Origin of the sequence: Nitrospirillum guanabarense, from assembly GCF_034653355.1 — a bacterium.
Lineage (GTDB): Bacteria > Pseudomonadota > Alphaproteobacteria > Azospirillales > Azospirillaceae > Nitrospirillum.
In genome coordinates this window covers 772,430-798,295 of record NZ_JAYEER010000004.1, presented here as the reverse complement: position 1 = coordinate 798,295, position 25,866 = coordinate 772,430, and the positions used below count along the sequence as shown (strand labels likewise).

Below are 25,866 nucleotides of genomic sequence, written 5' to 3'. Positions count from 1 at the left end.
GAGAGCGGGCCATCGTCATGGAATGATCGGCGACCGCTCAGGGAAGCGGGGCCCAAGGCTTGTTGGACAGGAAGCAGTCCATCAGCTGGATCTGGCTGGGCGACAGACTGCGGGTGATGGGCATGCACAGCGTGGTGTGGCGATAGGCCGGGGACAGGCGGGCCAGGAACTGGTCGGCCGTGGCGACCACCGTCCCCATGTCGTTAAGCGGCAGGCGCAACGACATGGCCGGGAAGACGATGTAGTGGAAGCGCAAGGCGTATTCGTAGGCCTGCTGCCATGTGACCGTGGCGCCCTTGGGAATGCCGAAGTCCGTTTTCTGATACTTGCGGAAATTGACGAAGTACGCGCTCGAACCGTTCTTGATGGTCAGGCACTCGAAGCCGAAATTGGCGTTGCCCTGGTCGCCGACGGTGAAGCTGAGCCTGCTCTGCCCCTTCTGCACCGCCACGTGGGGCGGGAAGGTCAGGTAATTCGGATTGGCTATAGTGCCGGAGCTGGAACTGGTGAGGTTGAATGTCATGTCCACCGGCAGCGGCCCGCCCAGGTAGGCGACAATGAAAGAGTAGACCGCCTGGCTGCCGGGCAGGTCATCCAGGTAGATGTTGCGGGCGTCGCCGTAGATGCGCAGCGACTCCTCGGTGACGTCGAGACTGTTGGCACCGTTGCGGCCCGTCAGTGTGATGGGCAGGGCCGCCGCCAGCTGCGCCTGCTGCTCGGTCAGCGGCACATCGACGATGCCGCCATATTTGTAGTAGTCCGTCGGCCGGGCATTGAACGTGACGCCAAGCGACCCTTTGGTGGAACCGACGCCGACGGCGATGGGGCCATAGTCGACATTGGGCCCGATGGGCCCCGAGATGTCTTTGACGTTGGCGCGGAAGGCCTGCTTCATCATCAGATTGACGGTGTCGATGCTGAGCATGTTCGATGCCGCGTCGACGATGGCGTAGCCCTCGGCATAGTATCCTTGGGCAATCCCTGGCGCGGCCTTGTTCAGCAACAGCCGTCCGGGCGGGCAGGTATCGGGCTCGCCCTGGTAATGCGGCCCCAAGGTGCCGATGACCCGCCCCGAGCTGGGGTTGGAGGGATTGGTATTAGCCTCATAGGCCTGAAGGCGTTCCGCCGTGGACAGCGGCGGCGCCATCTCGAACATCGAAAAGCGCAGCACGAAGCCCGTGGCCCGCGCGTCGTTCATGATGGCGGCGATGACGGGACTGCTGGTGTCGTATTGCGTCACCGCCGACTTGGGGAAGGTCACCTGGAACGTGCCGCTGAACGCGCCCGAGCCCGGCCCCCCGGGGATGCGCAGGGCCACCGAGTGGCTTGAGCAGACGGCGTCATGGTGGATCAGCAGCTTAGGCGCCGTCGACGCGCCGATCTGCAGGCCGCCCACGAAAATCTGGGTGCTGGTCACCCCGCTGGGGTCCAGGTCGACCATGACGGCGCCGAAAACGGGAGGCTGCTTGGTCACGGGATCGACGGACCCCAGGAGATACACAGGCTGCCCCGTCAGGTCGCCCCCCTCCACCACGCCACCGGCGGGACCTTGGCTGCTGACTTGGGCATCCACCAGATTCACCAGGTAATCGCCGTAATAGTTCCAGCTGCCGGGGTCCTGGCGCAGGTAATTGATGAGCTGTTCGTCCGTATCTCCGGCGTATTTGGGGTTCACCTTGGATGCCGCCAAATCCAGGATTTGCAGCTTGCTGCTTCCCACCGTGACCGTATCCGAATTGTTGGCCGTGCAGACGTTGGTCCGGATGCCGCCCCAGAAGTTGATCCGGGGTCCGTTCAGAATGCCCATGTTTGCGCTCCCTTTATCCGCGTTGATGCCGCCTCAGTGTCCGCTTTTGGGGGCCTGGGCATGGATGAACAGGAAGGAGAAGTCGGACTTGTAGCGGCTGGGGCCGGAGACGGCCGTGGAATGGCAGGCCATGCAGCTGCTGGTCGGCTGCAGGTAGCTTTCCAAGGTCACGTTGGCCAACAGGTTGGTCGTCGGCGTGCCCAGGGGATTGCCGGGGTCGCTGGGGTCGGCCGGGTGCTGGGTACCCACCAGCTCATAGTATTTCACGAAGGTGGAACCATACTGGGCCTGGATCTGCTGGCTGACGGCCGCCACGGCCGAGGGGATGGCGGTCACGCGGGTCAGGGGGTCCGGCGTCTGGAAGGTCTTTCCCGGCTTGGGCGTGCACGGCAGCACGCCGACCTTGCAGGGGGACTGGTTCACATCGCCGGGCTTCGCGTTGGGATCGAAATAGGACGCCTTGCCGTTCGGGGCCGGCGTCACGTTGTCCACCTGTTCGAAGGTGGACCAGATCCACTGCGGATAGCCCTTGGCCTTGACGATGATGTGCAGGCCCACGAGGCCCAAGGTCGCTGGCTTGGTGCCGTTGGGCTTGCCGTTGGCGTCGAAGGTCTCCACCGTCGCCGCCAGGGTCAGGTAGCGTGACTTGTCGTCCTGCGCGGTCAGGATGCGCCAGCTGGCCTTCACCTCGGTCGCCCAGTCGGGGAAGGCGATGTTGCGGGCCGCGTTGACGGTGTTGGCGTTGTAGAAGCCGTTGGCGACGATGTAGTCGTAGGAGACGCGGTTGGCCGCCACCTCGTAATAGGTGGGGTTGCCCCGTTGGTCGATCAGCCAGCCGCCCACCGGCTGCATGATGGAGCCCAGCGCGCTTTTCTGGACGGCGGTGGATGCCTTGGCCGTCTGCTTGAACAATATGGGTGTCAGGGAGGAGTTCCAGGGCCCGGGGTTCTGGGCATTGGGCAGGAAAATCTCATCCGCCGTCTTGTAGGTCTGCCAGACGGTACCGGCCGTGCTGCCCCCCAGCGGCTTGGCGCAGTCCGGCACACCGCGGTCGCCCACCTTGGGCGTCCAACTCAGCGCGATGAACATCTGCCAGGCATAGGTGGCGAAGGCCTTGGCGTCGCCGCTGGGCGGCGGCGTGGTGGTGGGGAACTCACAAGCCGCGCCGCTCGGGGTGAGCGGCGCGCCCGTCTGTTGCGCCTGGGCCGGAAGGGTGCCGAGGCCCAGTACCAGGGCCGTGGCGGTGGCGATCGCTGTCCGTTTCATGAAAGCCCCCATTGTGCAGGGATGTTGCGCCGTTCTCGCCGGCGGGATCGGTCAGGATGGGACCAGCGCGGTCTCCGCCGTCACGACGGGCACGGCCACGAAGTCGGCGGTGGCCGCCGGCGCCGCGAACTGGAAGGCCGGTGCCGCGAACTGGCCGTAGTGAGGCGCGTCCGGATCGATCACCAGCTGGTTGACCACCTTTTCCAGCACCACCAGCCGCAGTTCGAACATCAGGCCCAGCGAGGCCCGCAGCGTCCCGGGCTGGCCGTTGAAGGTGGTGTGCAAGGCGTTCAGCAGGCTGGTGTAGGTGTAATTCGCCTGCTCCACCCCGGCGTAGGCCAGGCTGCCCTTCTGGTAGTCGGCCAGCTTGCTGTTCCGCACCAGGTTGATGACCCCCTCGGGATGGAAGGGCACGGCGTCACCGGTGAAGGAATAACCCTCGGGCACACGGTCGTCCTTCACCAGGCGGCGGCCCCTCACGATCTCCTCGAACCGGTAATAGTGGGCCGGCTGGCCGTCGCTCTCCAGCGGGTCGTCGGGCGTGCCCTCCCCCTGGCGCTTGATGACGTTCAGGCCGCGCACGGCCGATTCCACGTCGGTGATGGGGAACAGCTGGTTCGGCGGGAACCAGGTGTTGTCCACCACCTGTCGCGCCGGGTCGCCGGTGAAGATGGACGGCCCCAGGAACAGGATGCGCTCGATGATGGCGTCGTAGAACTCGCCGATGGTGGCGTAGCCGCGCTGGGCGTAACCCAAGGCGAAACTGGGATAGTGCCGCGGCGTTTCCGGCAGTTCGATGCGCATGAACACGTTCTGGACCAGATCCAGGCTGACGGGCGCCAGGGGGACGATCAGGCCATCGTCCACGCTCATGGGCAGGGGGCCGGGATATTTGGGAATGAACCCGGGATGGTTGATGCTGGGCTGGCCGCCGATGGCGTTCAGGACGTTGGCAGCGATGGTCATGTGCAGCATCTCCTCCACCACGATGGAGTGGATGATCTGCGCGACGGCGGTGTTGGTCCCCAGCTTGATCGAATAGAGGGCGGTGAGATAGGCCGGAATGGTCGCGTGTTCCAGTTCAACGGCCGACTGCAGGAAGGGATAGAGGTCATCCGCACAGGTGGCGGCCTTGACGCGGTTGAGGATGTCGGTGCGGATGGTTACCACCGGGGTCGCGCTGGTCGACATGAGGGCGTCTCCAATGAAACGGTATCGGGCGCGCCGTTCGGCGCGGGCAGCGGCCGCGGTCACTCGCCGCTGGTGAACTTCGCGCGGGCGATGGCCTTGGCGTAGGAACCGGCGAAGGTGGTCTTGCCGCCGGCGGGCGGCGACGCCGCCTCGGCCGTGGCGGCAACCGGCCGCCTGGCCTTGGGTTGCTGGCCGGAGGGTTGCTGAGCCGAGCGCTGCTGAGCTGGGGGCTGCTGGGTGGGAACGGCCGGGGCCTGGGCGCACAGCTCCAGAAAGGGCTGGTCCTGATCCAGGTGCCGCAGCCATTTGACGATGGTCTGCCGCTTGCCTTCCGACAGGTCGCGGGTCACCGGCATGTAGTTGGGATCGGTGATGTCCAGCGAGAACGCCAGGCTCAGGATCTCACGGTGCCGGTAGACCGACAGCGGGTCGTTCAGATGGACCAGCCGCTGGCTCATGATGGGGTACAGGTTGGCGTACTGCTGGAAGATGGGCTTGATGTCGCCCAGCCAGGTGGGCCGTTCCGGCACGGGGTAGGCGTCGCGCAGATGCAGCGCGATCACCTCGAACTGGCCGAAGGCCTGCCGGGTCTGGTGCTTCATCCGGTAGAGGATGTTGTACAGCTGGCCGTCGATGTAGCCACGCGGGTTGCGGGGCGGCGTCGCCTGGATGGTGACGGCGGTCGTGCCGGCGGCCCCGGTCTCCACCGCGTGGGGGAAGCTCAGCGCCTTCTCGGGCACGCCGGCCAGGGGGATATCAGCGGTGGGCTGGTCCGTTCCGTAGCCGCCGCCCAGGTTGGGCATTGGTCCCGACTGCTTCAGCAGCAGTTCGGTCGTCTGCGCGGGCTGGCCATAGATGGAAGCGTAGAGGGTCGTCGTGGCGTTGACCGGCCCGGTGTCGCTGCTGTCGATGCGCAGCACGAAGGGTTCCGCCCCCACGAACAGCCCGTCCACCGTCTCACGGATGGCGACCATGGGCACGCCGGCGCCCGCGGGCTGGGTCGCCACCGCCAGGGGGGTGAACTGACCGTCGGCCGACTGGTTGGCCAGTTGATCCTGCGTCAGCAGGAATTCGGCGATGCCGCCGTCCTTCAGCAGCCAATCCGGGGACTGGTATGCCACGGGGCCGATGGGCTGGTAGTTGCCCACGCCGATGGGCGATCCTTCCGGCGTGGTGGGTGCCAGCAGCGAGCCCACGGTCATGACGCCCAGGTCCAGGGGCTGGGCGTTGGCGTCGATGGGCAGGGCGTTGCACAAATCCAGCAGCAGCCGGTTGTCGTCCCCCAGCACGCCGGTGAAAAAGCCGATGTTGTTCCAGGTGGTCTGGCCGTTCTGCGGCGCGAACCGGCGGCCCACGATGATCAACTCAGGCTCCCCTTCCAGATAGGGGCCGATGACGCCGGAAACCGTGCCGAAGGTGAAGCCCGGCTGGGTGTGGTCATCCTTGTAGGCGTAGGTGACCAGGCGGATGGAAAGCTTGCCGCCCTGGGTCTTGCCCCGCAATTCCCGCAGGAAGCGGCTGTCCGGCAGATCGTCAGCCCAGTCCACCCCGGTCAGCACCGACTGGAACAGGGCGGAGGCGGCGGCATCCCCGCCCAGGCCGGAGGCGCGGCTGAACCACAGGTCGCGGAAGGGGTTGGGGGCGTACTTGCCGCCGACATAGGTGGTGGCCCCGGTGTCGGTGACCTTGGCCAGGCGCACCGTCAGCCCCCACAACTCGGAAGCGAGCTGCCACTGGGGGTCGATGTCGACGATCTTGCCGCTGGTGCGGCTGTTGGCGTCCAGGATCGACAGGCCGATGACCGGGTCTATGGTCGGGTCGTCGATGGACGAACCGTCGGCGTAGTGAACCGAGCGCACGACGCAATCGAGAAAGCGGAAGGCGCCCGACCCGGACGGGTTCCACCAGCCCTCGGCCACCGTACCCTTCTGATAATCCTGGTATTCCGGTTGGAAACTGGCGTTGTCGTAATGGCGAACGTCGTTGTTCACCGTCGACGGATCGGCCTGGAAGCGGCCGGAGAACACCAGCCTGATCGCGTTCAAATAACTCATGGCGTTGGCCCTTGTCGTGAAGGTGCGCCAATGCGGTTGAACCGCTGCGGCAAGAAAACGCTGGCAAAGGTGGTCGCAGGCGGGGGCCCGACGCCCCGCGTCGCGACATCGCACGGAAATGGGGCCCGCCCCGGAATCGCGGCCGGTGGCGGGCGTGACACCCCAGCGGCGATCGCCACCCCTGTTTCAGAAAGCCACAATTAAAGCGTACGTGTTGTCGGCTTCCGCCACGCTTGGTTCGATCTACGCGGTGATCATATACGCCGTTGATTGATTGTTTGTGTGGCTATACCATTTTATCGAGCATCATAAAAGGCATTTGCACGCATGGATCATCAATCTGTGGCTGTGACCACGGCTGCGGCCCTCTCCGGCCTTGCCGGCGGCGACGGCATCGTCCGTCAGCGCTTCGCGGTCACCTACGACTACGCCGTCGCCTTCACCCGCCACTGCTTCCATCCGGACAACGGGGCCCTGGCCGCCGTGCTGGCCGCCGGGCCTGGTCCCCGGGCGCGGTGCCTGGTCTTCGTGGACATGGGCGTGATGGAGCGGCGGCCGGACCTGCCCGACGCCATCAGCGCCTATTTCGCCGCCCGCGACGACGTGCCGGCACTGGCGCGGCCCCCCATCGCCCTGCCCGGGGGCGAGGCGGTGAAGAACGAGGCCCACTATATCGGCCGGATGCACGACGCCATTTTCGACGCCGGCATCGACCGCCATTCCTACGTGCTGGCCGTGGGCGGCGGCGCCTTCCTGGATGCGGTCGGCCTGGCGGCGTCCACCGCCCACCGGGGGGTCCGCATGGTGCGGGTGCCCACCACCGTCCTGGCCCAGAACGACAGCGGCGTGGGCGTGAAGACGGCCATCAACCGCAACGGCGCCAAGAATCAGATCGGCACCTTCGCGCCCCCCTGGGCGGTGGTGAACGACGCCGCCTTCCTGGATACCCTGTCCGCCCGCGATCGCGTCGCCGGCATGGCCGAAGCGGTGAAGGTGGCCCTGATCCGTGACGGCGCCTTCTTCCAGTGGCTGGAGCATAACGCCGACGCCCTCGCGCTGTTCGAACCGGCGGCGACCGACTGGATGATCCGGCGCTGCGCCGAGCTGCACATGGCGCAGATCGCCCGCGGCGGCGACCCCTTCGAACAGGGCAGCGCCCGTCCCCTGGATTACGGCCATTGGATCGCGCACAAGCTGGAGAGCCTGAGCCGCCACCACCTGCGCCATGGTGAGGCGGTGGCCATCGGCCTGGCGCTGGACACCCGCTACTCGGTGCTGGCGGGAATGCTGCCGCCGGGGTCGGAAACCCGTGTCGCCGTCCTGCTGGAGCATCTGGGTTTCCGTCTGTGGCACCCGGTCCTGTCGCGGCCGGCGGCGGAGGTGCGGGCCCTGGTCCTGGCGGCACTGGAGGAATTTCGCGAGCATCTGGGCGGGGAACTGACCATCACCCTGCTGGCCGGACTGGGCCAGGGGGTGGAGGTGCATGAGATGAACCCCGCCCTGATCGCCCAGGCCCTGGACTGGCTGGCCGGACGGGAGGCCCCCTAATGCGCCTGCCTGGAAGACAAGATGCCGGAAAACAGGGCTGGCTGGGCTATTGCCTGAACGTCCACCCCACCCAGACCATGGCCGAGGTCAAGGCCGCCCTGCAGGGCCCGGTGCGGGAGATCAAGCGGCGGCTCAGCCCCGACGCCCCCTTCGCCGTGGGCCTGCGCCTGTCGGCCGAAGCCGCCGCCGACCCGGACGCGGCGGCGGCCGAGCTGTCCGCCCTGTTCGCGGCCGAAGGCTATGTCGCCTACACCATGAACGGCTTCCCCTACGGCCGCTTCCACGGGGTCAGCGTCAAGACGGACGTGTACCAGCCGGACTGGACCACGCCGCAGCGGCGGCACTACACCGCCAACCTGGCCCGCGTCATGGCGGCCCTGGTCCCGGCAGGCGCCACCGCCACCATCAGCACCGTGCCCGGCGGCTTCGCCGAGAGCACCCGTGACCGCCAGGACGCGGTGGCCGACGGTCTGCTGCGCGGCGTGGCCGACCTGGTGGCCCTGCGGCGCCAGACCGGCCGCACGGTGGCCCTGGCCCTGGAGCCGGAGCCGTGGTGCCTGCTGGAAACCACCCAGGACGCCGTGACCTTCTTCAGGGATTGGCTGTTCACCCCGGCGGCGGCGCGGCGCCTGGCCGCGCTGAGCGGCCTTACGCCCGATGAGGCCGCCGCCGCCCTGCCCCGGCACCTGGGCCTATGCCTGGACGTCTGCCACATGGCGGTGGCGTTCGAGACGCCGGAGGAAACGCTGGCGGCCCTGGCCCAGGCCGGCATCCCCATCCACAAAATCCAGCTGAGCGCCGCCCTGCGGATAGAACGCATGGATGGTGAAGCCCGGCGGCAGGTGGCGGCCTTCAAGGACGCCGTCTACCTGCACCAGGTGGTGACCCGCTCGGACGGCGGCGCCACCCGCCGCTTCCTGGACCTTCCGGAAGCGCTTGCCGCCGGTGGCGATGGTGAGGAATGGCGCATCCACTTTCATGTGCCGGTGTTCACGAACCCGCGCCCGCCGCTGGGGTCCACCCGGCCGGTGCTGGAGCGGGTGCTGGCCCTGCACCGGGCGCAACCGATCTCCGCCCACCTGGAGGTCGAGACCTATACCTGGGACGTGCTGCCCACCGGCACCGGCCTGATGGCGGCGTCCGGCGAAACCACCGCCATCACCGCGGGCGACGTCACCACGGGCATCGAGAGGGAATTGGAATGGGTTCTGCGCCAGCTGTCCTGATCCGGCCCCGCGCCGTCCTGATCCTGGGCCGGGTCTCGAACCTGCCCACGGTGCTGTCCAACGCGCTGGCCGGCATCATCCTGTCCGGCGGCGCCTGGCCTGATGCCGCCCGCGCCGTCCTGGCGCTGGCGCTGTTCTATATTGGCGGCATGTACCTGAACGACGCCATGGATGTGGAGATCGACGCGCGGGAACGGCCCAGCCGCCCCATCCCCCGGGGCGACGCCTCCCGCGCGGCGGTGTTCACCGCCGGCTTCGCCCTGCTGGCCCTGGGCCTGGCCCTGGCAGCGGCGACGGGCCCGCGCGGCGGCCTGGCGGCGGGCGCGCTGGCGGCGGCCATCCTGCTTTATGACTGGATGCACAAGCGCACAGCGGCGGCCCCCCTGGTCATGGGCCTCTGCCGCCTGCTGTGCTACGGCACGGCGGCGGCCATGGCCGGCGGGCGCCTGGACGCCCCCGCCCTGTTGGCCGGCGGCGCCGGCCTGTTCTGCCTGGTCGTGGGCCTGACCTACGCCGCCCGGCAGGAGGCGTACGACCGCCTGGGCGCCGTCTGGCCGCTGGCTGTGCTGGCCTTGCCGCTGGCCGTCGCCATCGGCGCCGCGCTGACAGGCGGGGAGACCGCCCCGCTGGCCCTGGCCCCCTTGGCCCTGGCCTTAAGCCTGGCGCTGGGCTTGGCCATCGCCGCCGGCCTCCGCCGCTTTTTCCGCCGCGCGCCCGGCGATGTGCCCCGGGCGGTGGCCCTGCTGATCGCGGCCATCGCCCTGTATGACGCGGCCCTGATCGCGGCGGCGGGCGGCGACACGGCCGCCGTGGCGGTGGCGGCCATGTGCTTCCCCCTCACCTTGACCCTGCAGCGCGTGATCCCCGGGACGTGAGGGATGCTCCCGTCCTGGGCTACTGCACGGCCTTGACGCACTGGACCGCGCAGGACTTGTAGGTCGCCTGGCTGGGGTTGCGGACGATCTTGGTGTAGCCGTGCACGCGGCACACCTTGACGTCGAACAGATAGTCCTCCAGCACCGGATAGTGCCCATCGGACACCTGGCTGGTGGCGGTATAGAGCGTCTGCCCGTGCAGCGGCCCGACCTCCGTCTCCGTGAAGCCGGCGGCCTGGATGCTGATCCGGTACAGGCCGTGCTTGGAGCCTGGATAGGGCTGGATGGTGTTGGTCTCGCCCGCCACCTCCGTCACCGACTGGGTGCCGTCCCCGGCCGTCACCACGCATTCCCCGGTGCACTGGTACAGGCCCACGATCTGCAGCGGCTGCGGGCAGTCCGCCGCCCGCGCGGCCACCGGAAGCGGCGCCGTCAGCAGCGCCGCCACCATCACGCCCCATGCATAGCTCCTCATCGCGTTCCCTCCCTTGCTGGATGCGCCGGCCCTCCGGCGATCAATCGAACACATGCGCCAGCACCAGCGCCTTGAAGTCGGTGGCGGCCAGGGCGCCCGCCGGCAGCAGATGGGGGGCCGAGCTGATGACCAGCGGCCCCAGCGCCGGATCATCGGTGACGCGGCCGTGCGATCCCCGCACCAGCGCCGTGTCCCCGGCGGAGATGACGTCCATCAGGCGGCGCTGGCCCAGCTTGCGTAATGCCAACCGCCAGGCGGAAGCCAGCTTGGGCCAGCGCAGGCCAGGGTCGAAGAACAGCTCCACCGGGTCGTAGCCCGGCTTGCGGTGGATATCGACGGTCCGGGCGTAGTCGGGCGCGTGGGCGGGATCGATCCAGTAGTGATAGGCGAACCAGCGGTCGGGCCGGCTGATCGCCACCAGTTCGCCGGCGCGGGGATGATCCAGCCCCTGGGCGCGCTTTTCCGCCGCCCCCCACACCGCCTCGACCCCGTCCAGGCCCGCCACCAGGTCCCGCACGCGGTCGATGTCCCGGGAATCGCGGACGTAGACATGCGCCACCTGATGATCGGCCAGGGCGAAGGCGGCGGACGCGCCGGCGTCGAAGACGTCGCGGCCCAGTTCCGACCGGACGGCGATCAGCCCCGCCGCGCGCAGCGCACGGTTGATGAAGATGGCCTCGGTCACCGGCGTGATGCCGTATTCCGACACGACGATCACGCGGGCGCCCGCGGCCTCCGCATCCGCGATCAGGTCGCCGGCCAGGGCGTCGACGTCGCGCAGGGCCTGGCGCACCGCCGGGTGGGCGGGGTCGGGTCCGAACCGCTGCAGGTCATAGTCCAGGTGCGGCAGATAGGTCAGGGTCAGGGTCGGCTCATGCGCCGCCATGACGTGGCGGGTGGCCTCGGCGATCCAGCGGCTGGCGGTGATATCGGCCAGCGGCCCCCAGAAGCGGAACAGCGGGAAGGCCCCCAGCCGGCCGGTCAGGGTGTCGCGCAACTCCGGCGGGTGGGTGTAGCAGTCCGGTATCTTGCGGCCGTCCGCCGGATATAGGGGCCGGGGCGTCACGCTCCAATCCGCCGAAGCGTACATATTGTACCACCAGAACAGCTTGGCGCAGGTGAAGGCGGGGTCCCGGGCCTTGCCCGCCTCCCACAGCTTTTCCCCCTGCACCAGGCGGTTGGACTGGCGCCACAGCATCACCTCCGCCTGATCGCGGAAATACCAGCCGTTGGCCACGGCGCCGTGGCCGGCGGGCGGCAGGCCGGTGACCAGCGTGGACTGGACCGTGCAGGTCACCGCCGGCGTCACCGTTTCCAGGGGCCGCAGCCCGCCCCGGGACGCCAAGGCCGCGAGATGCGGGGTGTCGGCCCCCACCAGATCGGGGGTCAGCCCCACGACAAGCAGAACAACGGTGCGATGCATATTTTTCGGCTGCCCTGTCGCCATTGAATCGTTTTTTGCATGCCATTGGCCGCCATAGTATATCATTATGATATGTGATTAGCGTTGATTAAAACCGTAAGTATGCAGGCCTGCGCATGAACGGTGCTCCTCAGGATTTGATGTGGGAATGGATCGTCCGGCGGGCGCCGGCCCCCGGGCGGCAGTGGCTGGAGGCGCGGCTGGACCAGATCGCCACCATGACACCGGGCGACCCGGCCGCCGAACGGGCCTTCGACATCGCCTTCGGCCAGGTGGCGCGCCAACTGGGACGCGGCCCCCTGGCCCTGACGCCCGCCGATTTGGCCACCGCGGACGCGGCACGGCCCGGCTGGCGGCCCCAGGGGTGGAGCCTGGAGGGCGCCGCGCGCATCTTGTTGCTGTTGCGCTGCCCGCCCTCGGCCCCCGGCATCTTCAGCGCGCGCTTCCGCCGGCTGCGGCGGGTGGCGGACCCGGCGGAACAGGTGGCCCTGTTCCAGGGACTGCCGCTTTATGCCGACCCGGATGTCCTGGCGGACGAGGTGGGGGAAGGCCTGCGCACCAACATGCGCCCGGTGTTCGAGGCCATCGCCCACGACAGTCCCTATCCCCGGGAGCGGATGGATGAGCATCGCTGGAACCACATGGTGCTGAAGGCCCTGTTCGTGGACAGCACGCTGGCGCCCATCCAGGGGTTGGACGCGCGCGCCAACCCCGGCCTGGCCCGCATCCTGCGCGACTACGCGCGCGAACGGCGGGCGGCGGGCCGGCGCATCTCGCCGGAGCTGTGGCGCTGCCTCGGCCCCTACGCCGCCGAGATCGGGGGGATGGACGACCTCGCGCTGGCGGCGCGCAGCGATGACCCGGAAGAGCGCGCCGCGGCCGGCGCCTGGATGGAAAGGAATCGGTTCTGATGCAGTTTATCGACCCGCACGCCCACATGATCTCGCGGACCACCGACGACTACCAGGCGATGGCGGCCGCCGGCGTTGTGGCGGTCATCGAGCCCGCCTTCTGGGTGGGCCAGCCGCGCACCCATGTCGCCAGCTATGCCGATTACCTGTCCGCCATCCTCGGATTCGAGCGCTTCCGCGCCAGCCAGTTCGGCATCCGCCACTACTGCACAATCGGCCTCAACTCCAAGGAGGCGAACGACGAGGCGCTGGCGGAGGCGGTGATGGAGATCCTGCCCCTGTTCGCACAGAAGGACGGCGTCGTCGCCATCGGTGAGATCGGCTATGACGAGCAGACGGCGCTGGAGGACCGCTATTTCCGCCAGCAGCTCGATCTGGCGCGGGAGCTGTCGCTGCCCGTCATGATTCATACCCCCCACCGCGACAAGAAGCAGGGCACCCTGCGGTCCATGGCCGTCTGCCTGGAGCACGGCCTGTCGCCGGCCCAGGTGGTGGTGGACCACAATAATGAGGAGACGGTGGGCGCCGTCCTGGACCAGGGCTTCTGGGCCGCCTTCTCGATCTATCCCAGCACCAAGATGGGCGACGCCCGCATGGTGGAGATCCTGAAGCGCTACGGCGCTGACCGGGTCATCGTCAATTCGGCCTGCGACTGGGGCATTTCCGACCCCCTGGCGGTGCCGAAGACGGCGCGCCTCGCCCTGGAACAGGGTGTGCCCGCCGAGCACGTGCGCCTGGCCTGCTACGCCAACGCCCTGGCGGCCTTCGCCCCCAGCGGCCAGATCGCGGAAACCGACTGGGCCGGCCCGGCGGTCATCGACCAGCGCACGTCCTTCGCCGGCAACTCCATCCTGCGGGGCGGGCGGGAAGCCGTCGTCACGGGAACCTGATTTCGTTTTTTGGCTATCCGCGCTTCTTTTTGATGATGGCGGCCGTGGTCGTCTCGACGTTGCGGGGCTTGGGCGTCGGCATCTGCTGGATGCGGCGGACGTTGCGGCCGTGGCCCTTGGCCTCCGTCACCAAGGCGCCATCCCGCATGACGAAGCGGCCGCGAACCAAGGTGTGCACCGGCGCCCCCTTGGCCGCGTGCCCGTGGAAGGGTGTGCTGGAGCCCTTGGATTTCAGTTTGGTCGAATCCACCTGGGTCTCCCGTTCCATGTCGATGATCACCAGGTCGGCATCCGATCCCGGCAACAGGGCGCCCTTGCGCGGGTAGAGGCCAAAGGCCTTGGCCGGGGCCAGCGAGGTCATGCGCACATAGTCGGTCAGCGACAGCCGGCCGGCGCCCACTTGCGTCAGCATCAGCGGCATCTGCGTCTGCACGCCCGTGAAACCGCAATCCGTCGTCCAGATGTCGTCGCGATGCTTTTCCTCATGCGAATGGGGGGCGTGGTCGGTGGCGATCATGTCGATGGTGCCATCCTGCACGGCGACCCACAGCTGGTCCTGGTGCGTCTTCTCGCGCACCGGCGGGTTCACGCGGATCAGCGACTTCTTCTCGGTGTAGGCGCGCTCATCCAGCAGCAGGTAATGCGGGCAGGTCTCCGCCGTGATGTCCACGCCGCGCGCCTTCGCCTCCCGCAAGGGACGCAACTCGTCACCCGAGGAGACATGCAGGATGTGGATGCGGGCGCCGGTCCACTCCGCCAGGATGGCGGCGCGGGACACCGCCTCCGTCGCCACCACGGCCGGCCGGGCGTCCAGGTGGGCCAGCGGGTCGCAGCGGCCGGCTTCCCGCAGCTTCTTGGACCGGCGCGCCATGATGGAGGCGTTTTCGGCGTGCAGGGCGATGCGGTAGCCGTGCTTGGCGACGATCTCGAAGCCTTCCAGGATGGCGCCGGTGGGCGGCGACGGCAGGTTGCCGAAGGTGTTCCCCATGAAGCACTTGAACCCGGCGACACCGCCCTCGATCAAGGCTTCCAACTCACCCAGGTTCTCTTCGCCCAGCAGGCCGTAAATGCCAAAATCAACGTAAGCCTGCTCGGCGGACTTCAGCTTCAGGTTCAAGGCTTCCACCGTGCCGGTGGGCGGGTTGGTGTTGGGCATCTCGAACACGGTGGTCACACCACCCATGGCCGCACTGGCCGTGCCCGTCTCCCACGTCTCCTTGTGGGTGTAGCCGGGGTCGCGAAAATGCACATGGGCGTCGATGGCGCCAGGTAGGATGTATTTGCCCCCGGCGTCCACCACTTCGGTTGCCTCGGGCATGGATTCAGCGGCGCCGATGGACAGGATGGCGCCGTCCTTGATGGCGATCGAGGCCTGGAACTGGGCGCTGTCGGTAACCAGCGTGGCGCCGTTGATGACGATGTCTGCCTTCATGATGCTTTTCCCGCAAGAACGCTAAACCGAATGGATGGATCAGAGCGCTGCCCAGCCGCCGTCGACGGGCAGGTCGACACCCGTGATCTGCTTCGAAACGTCGGACGCCAGGAACAGGCAGGCGGCGGCCACGTCGCGCGCCGTGCTGATCCGGCGTAGCGCATATTCGGCCGCGTGTTCCGCGATCACCTCCTCCTCGGTCAGGCTACGGGCCTTGGCCACGGCGGGCATGACCTTGGTGCGGAAGCGGGGTCCGTCCACCATGCCGGGGGCGACGATGTTGACATTGACGTTGTACGGCCCGGCCTCGATGGCGGTGGACTTGGTGATGCCGCGCAGGCCCCATTTGGAAGCCGAATAAGCCATGCGGCCGGCGCGGCCGCGCAAGCCGAAGGTGCCGCCGACATTGACGATCTTGCCATAGCGGCGCGCGATCATGCCCGGCAGCACGGCGCGCATGGTGTTGAAGCAGCCGGTCATGTTCAAACGCACGATCTCGTCAAAGGCCTCCGGCGTGGTGTCCCACGCGGTGGTCCCCACCGGGCCGGTGCCGCCCGCCACGTTGACCAGCACGTCCACCTGGCCGAACGCTTCGACCGTTGCCGAAACGGCGGCATCGCATTGCGCGGCGTCCAGCACATCGCACGACAGCACCAGCGCGCGCACGCCCAGCCCTTCTATTTTTGCCGCCAGATCATTCAGTGGCGCCATATCTCGCCCTAAAATGGCAATATCCGCCCCCTCCTCCGCAAAAGAAAGACAGATTTCTGGCCCCATGCCCTTGCCAGCACCTGTGACAAGAATCTTCTTTCCCGCAAGGAACAGATCCATTTCATTCCTCTATATTGCTTCAGGCAACTATGGATATTTGGTCAGATTTAGATCAATCTGGAATTCAAGGTCGGATGGGCAGCACCCACCCCATTGACATTAAAGATATGCCGTTGCCGCAGTTGTGCTAAAGCTGGGGTGGGGCGTAGCCAAAAACGAACAGGGACCCATCATGGCTCTGCGCAATCAGCGAATTTGGATCTACATAAACGAGGTCGCCCGCATCGGATCGGTTCGCCAGGCGGCGGAACGCCTGAACGTCACGCCCTCCGCCCTGCTGCGACGTATCCAGGATGTGGAACACGACCTGGGCGCCCCCATTTTCGAACGCCATTCCTCCGGCGTCCGCCTGACGGCGGCCGGAGAGGTGCTGATCCGCTGGATCCGCTCGCAATCGGCGGATCTGCGCCGGGTCTATTCGGAGATCGAGGAACTATCCGGCCTGCAGCGGGGCGAGATCAGGCTGGCCTGCAGCCAGGCGGTGGCGCGCGGCTTCGTGCTGCGGCAGGTGGCCGCCTTCCGCAAGAAACACCCCAACGTGCGCTTCAAGATCACGGTCACCGACCATTCGACGGCCATGCGCCAGTTGACCGCGTTCGAGATCGACCTGGTGCTGATCTTCCGCCCGCTGCGCCACCCCGAACTGCACCCGATCATGTCGATCGGCCAGGGCCTGGTCGCCATCATGAGCGCCGACCACCCCTTGGCGGCCAAGGACATCCTGCGGCTGCGCGAGTGCGCGGAGTATGAGACCGCCATGCCGAAGTCATCGTTCGGCGGGCGTGAGATCATCGAGAACCGCCTGGCGGCCAGCTCCGCCAAGCTGTCCATCGGCGTGGAGTCCAACAGCTTCGACCTGCTGGGCGACCTGGTGGCGGTGTCCAACCTGATCGCCTTCCAGATCGACATCGGCGCCGATTTGTGGCGCAACGACCCGCGCTACGCCGTGCGCCGCATCAGCGACCTGGACCGCACCTATGGGCCGCTGGTCCTGGGCCAGCTGAAGGGCCGCCCCCTGCCCCTGGCCGCCGCCAAGTTCGCCGAGCAGATGGCCCGCGAACTCAACGACTGCCGGTCGCTGCCCACGCTGGGTGACTATTATCCGGAGGAGGAGCAGGTGCCCTTCGAGGGTCAGCCGACGCCGCTTCCGTAAAAGCGGGCGGCCGCTTCGGCGGAAACGAAGCCCTCCTCCACATCGCGCGCCACCAGGTCCGCGGCGCGCGATGTGGCCGCCCCCAGGCCGGCGCCGCCGGGAATGTCCAATATCAGCCTATCGCCTGCCGGGATTTGCTGAAGGCCCTTGGCCTGCATCGCCTTGCCCGACGCCAGGCGCACCGACCCTTGCGAACCGTCACCGCCGCCGTCGCGGCCCTGGGCGGGATGGTCCACACGCTCGAACATGGCCAGCACCTCGAAGGCGCTGCCGTCGCGCATGGCCACCTCCACCCGCTGGCCCAGGCCGCCTCGGCGCTCGCCGATGCCGCCGCTGTCGGTCAGCAGCTCCTTGCGCCAGATGACGATGGGGGCGCTGTTCTCGGTGATCTCCACCGGCATGGCGCGCACGCCGCTGGGGAAGGCGGTGCCGGACAGGCCATCCTGGCGGGGACGCGCGCCCGAACCGCCGCTGTTGAAGAAGATGGCGTCGAAACTGTCGCCGGCCTGGGGCTCACCCGCCGGCTGGCGGCCGCGCAGTTGCACGCTCCACAGGCAGGAGCTGCCCTCCGCCGGCACCCGGTCCGGGATGGCCTGCGACAAACAGCCGAACACCAGGTCGGGTAGCATCTGGCCGATGACATGGCGGGCGGCCACCGGCCAGGGCCGCTGGACGTTGACGATGCTGCCCTCCGGCGCCACCACCTCGAACGGCAGCAGCGCGCCGTAATTGTTCGGCACCTCCGGCGAGATGACGCAGCGCAGGCCGAAGATGGTATAGGCGCGGCAGTAATTGAGCACCACGTTGATGCCGCGCGGCACGCAGGCGTCGGTGCCCTGGTAGTCCACCAGGATGCGCTCGCCCTCGATGGTCAGGCGGGCGCGCAGCGTGATAGGATGGTCATAGCCGTCGATGGTCAGACTGCTGGTCCAACTGCCCTGGGGCAGCTTGGCGATCTCCGCCCGCGTGGCGGCCAGCGAGCGGTCGACGATATAGTCGGCGACGCTGGCCAGATCCTCCAGCCGGAATTCCGCCAGCATGGCGCTGAGCCGCCGCGCCGCTGACTCGTTGCTGGAGATGTAGGACAGCACGTCGCCCCGCACCTGCAGGGGTGTGCGCACGTTCAGGCACAGGATGTCCAGCAGGTCCTGGTTCAGCACGCCCCGGCTGGCCAGCTTCATCAGCGGGATCTGCAACCCCTCCTCGAAAACCGACCGGCCGTCCGGCCCCTGGCCCAGGCCGCCGATGTCCACCTGGTGGCAGCAGACGCCGAACAACCCGACGATGCGCCCCTGGTGGAAGGCCGGCGACAGCACGGTGACGTCATGCAGGTGGCCGGCCGTCAGCCAGGGGTCGTTGGTGATGAAGTGATCCCCCTCCGCCATCGTCGCCACGGGGAACTTGGCCAGGAAATGGCGCACGCCGGCGGCCATGGAGTTGACGTGGCCAGGGGTGCCGGTCACGGCCTCCGCGATCAGCCGGCCCTGCAGGTCGAACAGGGCGGCCGACAGGTCGCCGGCGTCGCGCACGGTGGTGGAAAAGGCCGTGCGCATCAGGGTCTGGGCCTGTTCCTCCACGATGGAGATCAGGCGGGTCCAGATCACCTGGGTGCGCAGTTCATTCAACGCTGCCGTCATGGCGGTTAACCTTCCTCACGCCGGGTCAGGATGAGATAGCCGTTGGCGTCCATCCAGGCATCGAAACGGGGGGAGACCACCGTGGTGGTCTCACGCTCGGTGATCAGCGCCGGGCCCTGCACCCGGTCGCCCGGCCGCATGGCCTCGCGCCGCACCAGGGCGAAGGACAGCGCGACGCCGCTGTCGGGGTCGATCACCGGCCGCCGCTGCGTGACCTCCACGTCGCGGGTGGCCGTCACCACCGCCCTATCCTTAGGCTTCCAGGCCGGCGATCCCACGGTGACCCGCCAGATCAGCGCCTCGATGGGCAGGTCCAGGGTCACGCCACCGTACTGGGTGCGGTAGGCCGTCTCGAACGCCGCGCGCAGCAGGTCCACATCCTCAGGCACCAGGGTGCGGGCCGGGATCTCGAAGGGGATTTCATAGCCCTGGCCCTTGTAGCGGGCCAGGCAGGTGCGCCGTTCCACCTGGGCCGCCCCCGGAGCGCCCGCCTCCACCAGGGCCCGTGCCTCGGCCGTCATGCCGTCCAGCAGGCTGTTAAGCCGGTCGAGGTCCAGTTGATCCAGCCGCAGGGTCAGGCTGCGCGCCATCTCATAGGACACCGGCGCCCGCAGGAAGCCGATGGCGGAGCCGACACCGGCACCCGACGGGATGATGACCTCGCGGATGCCCAGCTTCTCGGCGAAGCGCGCGGCATGCAGGGGGGCGGCGCCCCCGAAGGCGATCAGGCTGCGGTCGTCCAGGGTCATGCCCTGTTCCACGGCGTGGACGCGGGCGGCACTGGCCATGGTCTCGTCCACGATCTCGCTGACGCCGATGGCCAGCGTCTCCGCCTTGCCGTCCCAGATGCCCAAGGCCGCCAGGGCGTCGTGGGAGGCGCCGGCGTTCAGCGTGACCTTGCCGCCGGCGAAGCGCGACGGGTCGATGCGGCCCAGGGTGATGTCGGCGTCCGTCACGGTGGGGCGGGTGCCGCCCCGGCCATAGGCCGCCGGCCCGGGCTCGGATCCGGCGCTGTGCGGGCCCACCGCCAGGCGGCCGGCGTTGTCGACCGAGGCGATGGAGCCGCCGCCGGCGCCGATCTCCACCATCTCCACCACCGGGATGCGCAACGGCAGGCCGCTGCCCTTGCGGAAGCGGTGGGCGCGGCCGACCTCGAACACCTGCGAGGTTTGGGGCATGCCGTCGTTGATCAGGCAGATCTTGGCGGTGGTGCCGCCAACGTCCAGGGCCACCACCTGGCCCACGCCCCGCTCCGCCGCCACCGACGCCGCGAAGATGGCGCCGCCGGCGGGTCCGCTTTCCACCAGCCGCACGGGATAGCGGGCGGCGGCCTCCACAGTGGTGAGGCCGCCGGACGACAGCATCAGGTACAGCGGGCAGCCGAAGCCCATGGCCTTCAGCTTGTCATCCAGGCGGTGCAGATAGGCATCGACCAGCGGCTGGACGTAGGCGTTGGCGACGGTGGTGGAGAAGCGCTCATACTCCCGCATCTCGGGCGAGACCTCCGACGACAGCGACAGGCTGACGCCCGGCATCTCCGCCGCCAGGATCTCCGCCGCCCGACGCTCATGGCTGTCGTTGGCGTAGCTGTGCAGGAAGGCGATGGCCACGCTGCGGATGCCCTGCTCCCGCCACTGCGCCGCCGCGGCGCGCACCGCATCGCCGTCCAGCGGCACCAGCACCTGGCCGCGCGCGTCCATACGCTCCGCCACGCCCACGCGCAGCCGGCGCGGCACCAGGGGCTGGGGCTTTTCCATGCCGATGTCGTACTGGTCGAAGCGGCTTTCGCTGCCCAGGGCCAGGACATCGCGGAAACCCTCGGTGGTCAGCAGGGCGGTGGGCACGCCCCGCCGTTCGATCAGGGCGTTGGTCGCCAGCGTGGTGCCGTGCACCACCAGCGACACCTCGGCCGGCGCCACGCCCGCCTCGTCCAGCAGCAGGCGCACGCCGTCCAGCAAGGCCCGCTCCGGCGCGTCATAGGTGGTCAGCAGCTTGGTGGAATGCCGGCGGTCGCCCACCTCCAGCACGATGTCGGTGAAGGTGCCGCCGATGTCGGCGCCGATACGCGCGCCCTTGGGCGTGGAGGGGCCGCGGTCAGTTGTAGATGTCATGGGGATTCTTGGACAGCGTGGAATAGAAGCGGGCCAGATGGTCGGCGACGCGCACGGGTTTGTACTTCGGCTCGGCACCCGCCAGCAGCTCGGGCAGCGGGGCCACAACGACCTCGCGATCGGGGTTGGCGAAGTAGGGCACGGAGAAGCGGCGGGCGCCGTCGCGGTTGCGCACGCGGTGATAGTTGGACAAGAAGCGGCCGTTGGACCACCACATCATCATGTCGCCGACATTGATGGTGAAGGCACCGTGCACCGGCGGCGCCTGGATCCACACGCCGTCGCGGCGCTTCACCTCCAGCCCGCCGACATCCTGCTGCGCCAGGACGGTGAACGGCCCTTCGTCCGTGTGGGCCACCATGTTGGACACCTCGTCCTGCGCATCCATGGGGAGCTGGGGATAGTAGTTCATGCTCAGCTGCGAGGCCGGCTGATGGAAGCAATCGTCGAAACGGTCCTCCGCCACGCCCAGGCCCAGGGCGAAGGCGCGCAGCAGCTCGCGGGAGAAGGTCAGCATGGCCGCCAGGTAGTCCTCGCTGGCCTGCTTGAAGGCCGGCATGTCGTCGGGCCAGCGGTTGGGCTTGTCGAAGATGTCGGCGTGCCGCATGTCGCGCGGGTTGGCCGGCCATTCGTGCTGCAGGCGATACTGCTCGAACATGCGGGTGTTGCGCGACAAGGGCTGGGCCTCCGGCGCGGGGATCCAGCCGCGATACCAGTCCGGCGTCGCCATGGCTGTGTGGCGGTCCGCCTTGTCGCGGGAGAAGAAGGCATCGGCTTGGCCGAAGATGCCGTCTACCGTCGCCTGCGGCACACCGTGACCCGCCAAGTAGAAGAAGCCGATCTCCTCACAGGCGTGCGCGATCTCGGCGGCCACCCGGCGGCGCGCGGCCGCATCACCCGACAGGAAGGGCGCGAAATCGATCAAAGGTAATTCAGCCAGGGAAATGGCGCTGGCGGCGGCAATATCGTCCGCGCTGCGTTCGCTTCTGCTCATTTCAACCTCCGAGACTATTCTTTGAACCTACCCCGTCAGGCGGCCCAGTGCTCAGGACGGACGGTCCGTTGCGATGATGATTACGGCAACACGGCAAGGCAATGCGGTGCTTTTTCCTGACGACGCCGTGGCCGAATGATCACTGTTGCAGTATCCCGCCAACGCAATATTTGGTTCGGTTCGCAGAATACCAATCAATCCTCCGGTGGAATTTCCACCCGCAGGCCGTCATGGTCCGGCGCCAGCGTGATCTGGCAGGACAGCCGCGAATTATCCCGGCGATGCGCGGACAGGGCCAGTAGCGCGTCCTCCTCCTCCGTCGCCGTCGATGCCGGCTCGACATAGACGTGACAGGTGGCGCAGGAACAGCAGCCGCCACACATGGCCAGCACCTCATCGAAGCCATGGTCGCGCAAGCCCTCCATCAGGGTCGTGCCCGTGTCCATCTCGACGGCGCGGCCGGTGCCGTCCCGGCTGACAACGGTGATAATCGGCATGGGTGTCCCTATCCCCAGGAAAAATGAAGCCAGGCAAGACCAGGCAAGAAATGAAACCGGTCACGCGGCGGTGGCCAGGTCCTTCAGCGGAACGCTGATGTCGGCCACGGCGGCCGGGTCACAGCGGGCACCACCCTCCACCAGGGCGCGGCCCTGGGTGTAGTCGCGGATGGCGTTGACGCAATCCAACGCCACCACCCGGCCCGCGCGGAAATAGACGATGGAAAAGCTGCGTGCCGCCGGGTCGCCCCGCAGCACCGCCGCGTCATGGCCGGCCGACAGGCCCACGGTCTGCAGCTTCAGGTCATATTGGTTGGACCAGAACCACGGCACCGCGTGATAGGGCTCCGCCGCCCCGGTCAGCGCCTTGGCCACGGTGATCGCCATGTCGTTGGCGTTCTGCACCGATTCCAGGCGGATGCGCCGGCCGTCGGCATAGGCGTTGGCGTGCAGGGCGCAATCGCCGATGGCGCGGATATCGGGCAGCGAGGTACGGCAGAACGCGTCGACCGCGACACCGTCGCCGCCCTCGGCCCCCGCCGCCAGCAAAGGCTCCACCGCCGGCGTGATGCCGATGCCCGCCACCACCATCTGCGCCGGGATCAGGGCGCCGTCCGCCAGCCGCACGCCGGTCACCCGCCGCCCGTCGCCAACGATATCCTTCACCTGGCCGCCCAGGCGCAGGTCCACGCCCTGCGCGCGGTGTTCATCCGCATAGAAGCGGGACAGTGCAGCCCCCGCCACACGGGCCAGCACGCGGTCCGCCTGTTCCAGCAGGACGACGGACTTGCCCGCCGCGCGCAGCACCGCCGCCGCCTCCAGCCCGACATAGCCGCCGCCGATCACCACCACCCGCTCCACCGCCGGCAGCTCCGCCCGCAGGGCATCGGCGTCGGCGCGGGTGCGCACGGTGTGCACGCCGGCCAGATCGCCGCCCGCACAGGCCAGGCGCCGGGCCTGGCCGCCGGCCGCCCAGACCAGCTGGCCATAGCCGAAGACCTCGCCCCCGGCCGTGGTCACGGTATGGGCCGCCGCGTCCACCGCCACCACCCGCCGCCCCGGCAGCAAGGTGACGCCGCGCGTCTGCCAAAAGGCGGCGGGGCGGATCAGGATGCGCTCGAACGGCTTGGCGCCGGACAGGTAGTCCTTGGTCAAGGGCGGGCGTTCGTAGGGGAGTTCCGGCTCATCCCCGACCAGGGCGATGCCGCCGGTGTAACCCCGCTGGCGCAGCGTGATGGCCACCTGGGCACCACCGTGCCCAGCGCCGACGATCAGGACGTCGTGCTGCATGTTACCCTATCCGCCAAACGGCCTTGTGACGCCGCCGGCCGGGTCTGGCGGGCGGTCCTGTTGATGATTACGGCAACACAAGAGGCCGGGGCGGTGCTTTTTTCTACAGGCGCCGTGGCCAAATGATCACTTTTTCCCGACCCTGCCGGCGCATTAGTGATTCTATGGAACAAAGGGATTTCGGGTCGAACCATGGAACGGGCACTGACGGGCGCATTGGCGGGCAAAGCCGCACTGGTGACGGGGGGAACGCGGGGGCTGGGCCTGATGCTGGCGCGCACCCTGGCGGATGCCGGCTGCGCCGTCGCCGTGATCGGCCGCGATCCGCACGCGGGGGCGAGCGCCTTCGATGACCTGCAGGCCCGGGGCGGCCCGGTCTGCGCGCTCAGCGCCGACGTCACCGACGAACAGGCGATGAAGGCCGCCGCCGCCGAGGCCGAGGCACGCTTGGGCCCGCTGGACATCACCATCTGCGCCGCAGGCGTCAGTTCGCCGCGCGCGCCCATCTGGACCAATTCCGCCGACACGTACCGTCACTGCTTCGACACCAATGTGCTGGGTGTGTTGAACAGCCTGACGGCCACCCTGCCCGGCATGGTGGCGCGCGGCGGCGGCAAGGTCATCGTTATCGGCGGCACCTATGGGCACAAGGGGGTGGCCGGCTTCTCCGTCTACGCCGCCTCGAAATGGGCGCTGCGCGGGCTGGTGAGGTCCGCCGCGCTGGACGCGGCACCGCATGGCGTCACGATCAACATGATCTCGCCCGGCGGCGTGGACGGCGAACGGCTGCGCCGCCTGTTCCGCCAGTCGGCGGCGGCCAACGGCGAGCCTGAGGACGCGCCGCTGAAGCGCTTCACCGCCGGCACGGCGCTGGGGCGGCTGGTGGGCGAGGATGACGTCGCCGCCGCCATGCTGCACCTGCTGGGCCCGGGCGGGCGGATGATGACGGGCCAGGACATCGTCGTCGATGCCGGTATGGTCGTTTAAGTCATGGTCGTTTAGGGCATGGTTATCCAGGGAGAGCTTGAGACATGAGCGATTTGAGCGGCTTTCGGCGCGAAACGCAGATCCTGCACGCGGGCCGTGACCCGAAGGCCAATCACGGCGTCGTGAATCCGCCCGTCTACCATTGCTCCACCGTCCTGTTCGACAGCGTGGAAGCGCTGCTGGAAACGCGGCGGGACCGCGCCTCGGGCGCCTATGTCGGCTTCACCTACGGCCGTGAGGGCACGGAGACGACCCGCGCTTTCGAGGACGCCGTGACCCTGCTGGAGGGCGGCTACCGCGCCGTCACCACCTCCTGCGGGCTGGGGGCCATCTGCGCGTCGCTCACCGCCTTCCTGTCGGCGGGCGACCACCTGCTGATCGTGGACAGCCTGTACGGCCCGGCGCGGGCCTTTTGTGAGGACTTCCTGCGCAAATTCGGCGTGGAGATCACCTATTACCGCCCGACCATCGGCGCCGGGATCGAGGCGCTGTTCCAGCCCAACACCAAGGTCGTCTATCTGGAATCCCCCGGCTCCCTGACCTTCGAGATGACGGACGTGCCGGCCATCACCAAGCTGTGCCGGGCGCGGGGCATCAAGACCATCATGGACAACACCTGGGCCTCGCCCGTGTGCTTCCGGCCGCTGGAACATGGCGTCGACGTCTCGGTCAACGCCGCCACCAAGTACATCTCCGGCCATTCCGACCTGATGCTGGGCATCGCCGTCTGCACGGAGGAAGCCTTCATCCCGGTGAAGAAGACGGCCTCGGGCTCCGGCTATTGCGGCGGGCCGGACGACGTCTACATGGCCCTGCGCGGCCTGCGCACCCTGGCGCTGCGCATGAAGCGGCACCAGGAATCGGCCCTGCGCGTGGCCCTGTGGCTGCAGCGGCGCCCGGAGGTGGCGCGGGTGATGTACCCGGCCCTGCCCGACGACCCCGGCCATGCCATCTGGAAGCGCGACTATGACGGCGCGTCGGGCCTGTTCGGCGTGGTGCTGAACGCCTGCACGGACGCGCAGTTCGCCGCCATGCTGGACCATATGGACCTGTTCAAGCTGGGCTACAGCTGGGGCGGGTATGAAAGCCTGGTGGTGCCGACCTACCCGTCCGACCTGCGCTCCGCCGTGACGTGGGAGGCGCCGGGCCCCTCGCTGCGCCTGCATGTCGGCCTGGAGGATCCGGAGGATCTGATCGCCGACCTGGAACGGGGCTTTGCCCGCCTGGCCGCTGCCTGCTGACCCCAAGCCCTAAAGCCCTAGGAATAT

Annotated in this window: 21 protein-coding genes; 8 read left to right on the top strand and 13 right to left on the bottom strand. The window is 68.2% G+C overall.

From position 1 onward, the window contains the following. Positions 1 to 37: 37 nt before the first annotated feature. From UAA55_RS21695 to UAA55_RS21680, 4 genes are read right to left on the bottom strand one after another with little or no spacing between them, the layout of a single operon-like run. A complete protein-coding gene (locus UAA55_RS21695; RefSeq protein WP_322955309.1) occupies positions 38 to 1,807 on the bottom strand; it encodes a hypothetical protein in 1,770 nt (589 codons plus the stop codon). A gap of 33 nt (positions 1,808 to 1,840) precedes the next feature. After that, a complete protein-coding gene (locus UAA55_RS21690; RefSeq protein ID WP_322955307.1) occupies positions 1,841 to 3,073 on the bottom strand; it encodes a hypothetical protein in 1,233 nt (410 codons plus the stop codon). Between the two features lie 51 nt (positions 3,074 to 3,124). Next, positions 3,125 to 4,264: a ferritin-like domain-containing protein gene (locus UAA55_RS21685; protein ID WP_322955306.1), complete on the bottom strand. Its 1,140-nt coding sequence runs from the start codon at positions 4,262 to 4,264 to the stop codon at positions 3,125 to 3,127. 59 nt (positions 4,265 to 4,323) lie between these two features. Next, on the bottom strand, positions 4,324 to 6,318 hold the full coding sequence (locus UAA55_RS21680) for a hypothetical protein (protein WP_322955304.1): 1,995 nt from the start codon (positions 6,316 to 6,318) through the stop codon (positions 4,324 to 4,326). Positions 6,319 to 6,645: 327 nt separating this feature from the next. Here UAA55_RS21680 and UAA55_RS21675 point away from each other — a divergent pair, with 327 nt between their 5' ends. The 3 genes from UAA55_RS21675 to UAA55_RS21665 are packed head-to-tail and all read left to right on the top strand — an operon-like array spanning position 6,646 to position 9,967. Next, complete coding sequence (locus UAA55_RS21675) at positions 6,646 to 7,866, top strand: 3-dehydroquinate synthase (RefSeq protein ID WP_322955303.1); 1,221 nt, start codon at positions 6,646 to 6,648, stop codon at positions 7,864 to 7,866. Then, complete coding sequence (gene eboE, locus UAA55_RS21670; RefSeq protein WP_322955302.1) at positions 7,866 to 9,092, top strand: metabolite traffic protein EboE; 1,227 nt, start codon at positions 7,866 to 7,868, stop codon at positions 9,090 to 9,092. The genes UAA55_RS21675 and eboE overlap by 1 nt, the downstream gene beginning before the upstream one ends. Next, positions 9,068 to 9,967 (top strand): UbiA family prenyltransferase, encoded by a 900-nt coding sequence (locus UAA55_RS21665; RefSeq protein ID WP_322955301.1) that lies wholly within the window; start codon positions 9,068 to 9,070, stop codon positions 9,965 to 9,967. The genes eboE and UAA55_RS21665 overlap by 25 nt, the downstream gene beginning before the upstream one ends. 19 nt (positions 9,968 to 9,986) lie before the next feature. Here the strand turns inward: UAA55_RS21665 and UAA55_RS21660 are convergent, their stop codons facing one another. Together UAA55_RS21660 and UAA55_RS21655 are read right to left on the bottom strand one after the other, a co-directional pair. After that, a complete protein-coding gene (locus UAA55_RS21660; RefSeq protein ID WP_322955300.1) occupies positions 9,987 to 10,442 on the bottom strand; it encodes a hypothetical protein in 456 nt (151 codons plus the stop codon). Positions 10,443 to 10,482: 40 nt separating this feature from the next. Further along, positions 10,483 to 11,865, bottom strand: coding sequence for an alkaline phosphatase family protein (locus UAA55_RS21655; RefSeq protein WP_322955298.1), 1,383 nt, complete (start codon positions 11,863 to 11,865; stop codon positions 10,483 to 10,485). Positions 11,866 to 11,981: 116 nt separating this feature from the next. Here UAA55_RS21655 and UAA55_RS21650 point away from each other — a divergent pair, with 116 nt between their 5' ends. Both UAA55_RS21650 and UAA55_RS21645 read left to right on the top strand, forming a co-directional pair. Continuing rightward, positions 11,982 to 12,776, top strand: a complete 795-nt coding sequence (locus tag UAA55_RS21650; protein WP_322955297.1) for an EboA domain-containing protein — start codon at positions 11,982 to 11,984, stop codon at positions 12,774 to 12,776. Continuing rightward, the gene (locus UAA55_RS21645) at positions 12,776 to 13,666 is read left to right on the top strand and encodes a TatD family hydrolase (RefSeq protein ID WP_322955295.1); all 891 of its coding nucleotides are present in this window, start codon (positions 12,776 to 12,778) and stop codon (positions 13,664 to 13,666) included. The genes UAA55_RS21650 and UAA55_RS21645 overlap by 1 nt, the downstream gene beginning before the upstream one ends. Positions 13,667 to 13,679: 13 nt before the next feature. Here UAA55_RS21645 and allB read toward each other — a convergent pair whose 3' ends face one another. Beyond that, positions 13,680 to 15,098 carry an allantoinase AllB gene (gene allB, locus UAA55_RS21640; protein ID WP_322955293.1) on the bottom strand — a complete coding sequence of 473 codons (1,419 nt, stop codon included), beginning with the start codon at positions 15,096 to 15,098 and terminating at the stop codon, positions 13,680 to 13,682. Positions 15,099 to 15,137: 39 nt separating this feature from the next. Further along, complete coding sequence (locus UAA55_RS21635) at positions 15,138 to 15,929, bottom strand: SDR family NAD(P)-dependent oxidoreductase (RefSeq protein WP_322955292.1); 792 nt, start codon at positions 15,927 to 15,929, stop codon at positions 15,138 to 15,140. Positions 15,930 to 16,101: 172 nt separating this feature from the next. Between UAA55_RS21635 and UAA55_RS21630 the strand changes: the two genes are divergently transcribed. Then, positions 16,102 to 17,082, top strand: a complete 981-nt coding sequence (locus UAA55_RS21630) for a LysR family transcriptional regulator (protein WP_322955291.1) — start codon at positions 16,102 to 16,104, stop codon at positions 17,080 to 17,082. On the opposite strand, the gene UAA55_RS21625 is transcribed toward UAA55_RS21630, so the two are convergent. From UAA55_RS21625 to UAA55_RS21605, 5 genes are all read right to left on the bottom strand, one after another. Beyond that, positions 17,061 to 18,719 carry a hydantoinase B/oxoprolinase family protein gene (locus UAA55_RS21625; protein WP_322955290.1) on the bottom strand — a complete coding sequence of 553 codons (1,659 nt, stop codon included), beginning with the start codon at positions 18,717 to 18,719 and terminating at the stop codon, positions 17,061 to 17,063. The genes UAA55_RS21630 and UAA55_RS21625 overlap by 22 nt on opposite strands. 5 nt (positions 18,720 to 18,724) lie before the next feature. Next, a complete protein-coding gene (locus tag UAA55_RS21620) occupies positions 18,725 to 20,830 on the bottom strand; it encodes a hydantoinase/oxoprolinase family protein (RefSeq protein WP_322955289.1) in 2,106 nt (701 codons plus the stop codon). Next, the gene (locus tag UAA55_RS21615) at positions 20,814 to 21,824 is read right to left on the bottom strand and encodes an isopenicillin N synthase family dioxygenase (protein ID WP_322955287.1); all 1,011 of its coding nucleotides are present in this window, start codon (positions 21,822 to 21,824) and stop codon (positions 20,814 to 20,816) included. Before UAA55_RS21615 ends, UAA55_RS21620 begins: the two co-directional genes overlap by 17 nt. Positions 21,825 to 22,018: 194 nt before the next feature. After that, entirely contained in the window at positions 22,019 to 22,321 is a 303-nt protein-coding gene (locus tag UAA55_RS21610) for a 2Fe-2S iron-sulfur cluster-binding protein (RefSeq protein WP_088874456.1), read from the bottom strand. A gap of 60 nt (positions 22,322 to 22,381) precedes the next feature. Next, positions 22,382 to 23,611 carry an NAD(P)/FAD-dependent oxidoreductase gene (locus UAA55_RS21605; protein ID WP_322955284.1) on the bottom strand — a complete coding sequence of 410 codons (1,230 nt, stop codon included), beginning with the start codon at positions 23,609 to 23,611 and terminating at the stop codon, positions 22,382 to 22,384. A gap of 192 nt (positions 23,612 to 23,803) precedes the next feature. Here UAA55_RS21605 and UAA55_RS21600 point away from each other — a divergent pair, with 192 nt between their 5' ends. Together UAA55_RS21600 and metC are read left to right on the top strand one after the other, a co-directional pair. Further along, positions 23,804 to 24,598 carry an SDR family NAD(P)-dependent oxidoreductase gene (locus tag UAA55_RS21600; RefSeq protein ID WP_322955283.1) on the top strand — a complete coding sequence of 265 codons (795 nt, stop codon included), beginning with the start codon at positions 23,804 to 23,806 and terminating at the stop codon, positions 24,596 to 24,598. 44 nt (positions 24,599 to 24,642) lie between these two features. After that, positions 24,643 to 25,839 carry a cystathionine beta-lyase gene (metC, locus tag UAA55_RS21595; RefSeq protein WP_322955282.1) on the top strand — a complete coding sequence of 399 codons (1,197 nt, stop codon included), beginning with the start codon at positions 24,643 to 24,645 and terminating at the stop codon, positions 25,837 to 25,839. Positions 25,840 to 25,866: the final 27 nt, after the last annotated feature.

Coding starts and splice junctions, on each gene's coding strand:
- UAA55_RS21695 (WP_322955309.1), bottom strand. CDS start 1,807: ATGGGCATTCTGAACGGACCCCGGATCAACTTCTGGGGCGGCATCCGG.
- UAA55_RS21690 (WP_322955307.1), bottom strand. CDS start 3,073: ATGAAACGGACAGCGATCGCCACCGCCACGGCCCTGGTACTGGGCCTC.
- UAA55_RS21685 (WP_322955306.1), bottom strand. CDS start 4,264: ATGTCGACCAGCGCGACCCCGGTGGTAACCATCCGCACCGACATCCTC.
- UAA55_RS21680 (WP_322955304.1), bottom strand. CDS start 6,318: ATGAGTTATTTGAACGCGATCAGGCTGGTGTTCTCCGGCCGCTTCCAG.
- UAA55_RS21675 (WP_322955303.1), top strand. CDS start 6,646: ATGGATCATCAATCTGTGGCTGTGACCACGGCTGCGGCCCTCTCCGGC.
- eboE (WP_322955302.1), top strand. CDS start 7,866: ATGCGCCTGCCTGGAAGACAAGATGCCGGAAAACAGGGCTGGCTGGGC.
- UAA55_RS21665 (WP_322955301.1), top strand. CDS start 9,068: ATGGGTTCTGCGCCAGCTGTCCTGATCCGGCCCCGCGCCGTCCTGATC.
- UAA55_RS21660 (WP_322955300.1), bottom strand. CDS start 10,442: ATGAGGAGCTATGCATGGGGCGTGATGGTGGCGGCGCTGCTGACGGCG.
- UAA55_RS21655 (WP_322955298.1), bottom strand. CDS start 11,865: ATGCATCGCACCGTTGTTCTGCTTGTCGTGGGGCTGACCCCCGATCTG.
- UAA55_RS21650 (WP_322955297.1), top strand. CDS start 11,982: ATGAACGGTGCTCCTCAGGATTTGATGTGGGAATGGATCGTCCGGCGG.
- UAA55_RS21645 (WP_322955295.1), top strand. CDS start 12,776: ATGCAGTTTATCGACCCGCACGCCCACATGATCTCGCGGACCACCGAC.
- allB (WP_322955293.1), bottom strand. CDS start 15,098: ATGAAGGCAGACATCGTCATCAACGGCGCCACGCTGGTTACCGACAGC.
- UAA55_RS21635 (WP_322955292.1), bottom strand. CDS start 15,929: ATGGATCTGTTCCTTGCGGGAAAGAAGATTCTTGTCACAGGTGCTGGC.
- UAA55_RS21630 (WP_322955291.1), top strand. CDS start 16,102: ATGGCTCTGCGCAATCAGCGAATTTGGATCTACATAAACGAGGTCGCC.
- UAA55_RS21625 (WP_322955290.1), bottom strand. CDS start 18,719: ATGACGGCAGCGTTGAATGAACTGCGCACCCAGGTGATCTGGACCCGC.
- UAA55_RS21620 (WP_322955289.1), bottom strand. CDS start 20,830: ATGACATCTACAACTGACCGCGGCCCCTCCACGCCCAAGGGCGCGCGT.
- UAA55_RS21615 (WP_322955287.1), bottom strand. CDS start 21,824: ATGAGCAGAAGCGAACGCAGCGCGGACGATATTGCCGCCGCCAGCGCC.
- UAA55_RS21610 (WP_088874456.1), bottom strand. CDS start 22,321: ATGCCGATTATCACCGTTGTCAGCCGGGACGGCACCGGCCGCGCCGTC.
- UAA55_RS21605 (WP_322955284.1), bottom strand. CDS start 23,611: ATGCAGCACGACGTCCTGATCGTCGGCGCTGGGCACGGTGGTGCCCAG.
- UAA55_RS21600 (WP_322955283.1), top strand. CDS start 23,804: ATGGAACGGGCACTGACGGGCGCATTGGCGGGCAAAGCCGCACTGGTG.
- metC (WP_322955282.1), top strand. CDS start 24,643: ATGAGCGATTTGAGCGGCTTTCGGCGCGAAACGCAGATCCTGCACGCG.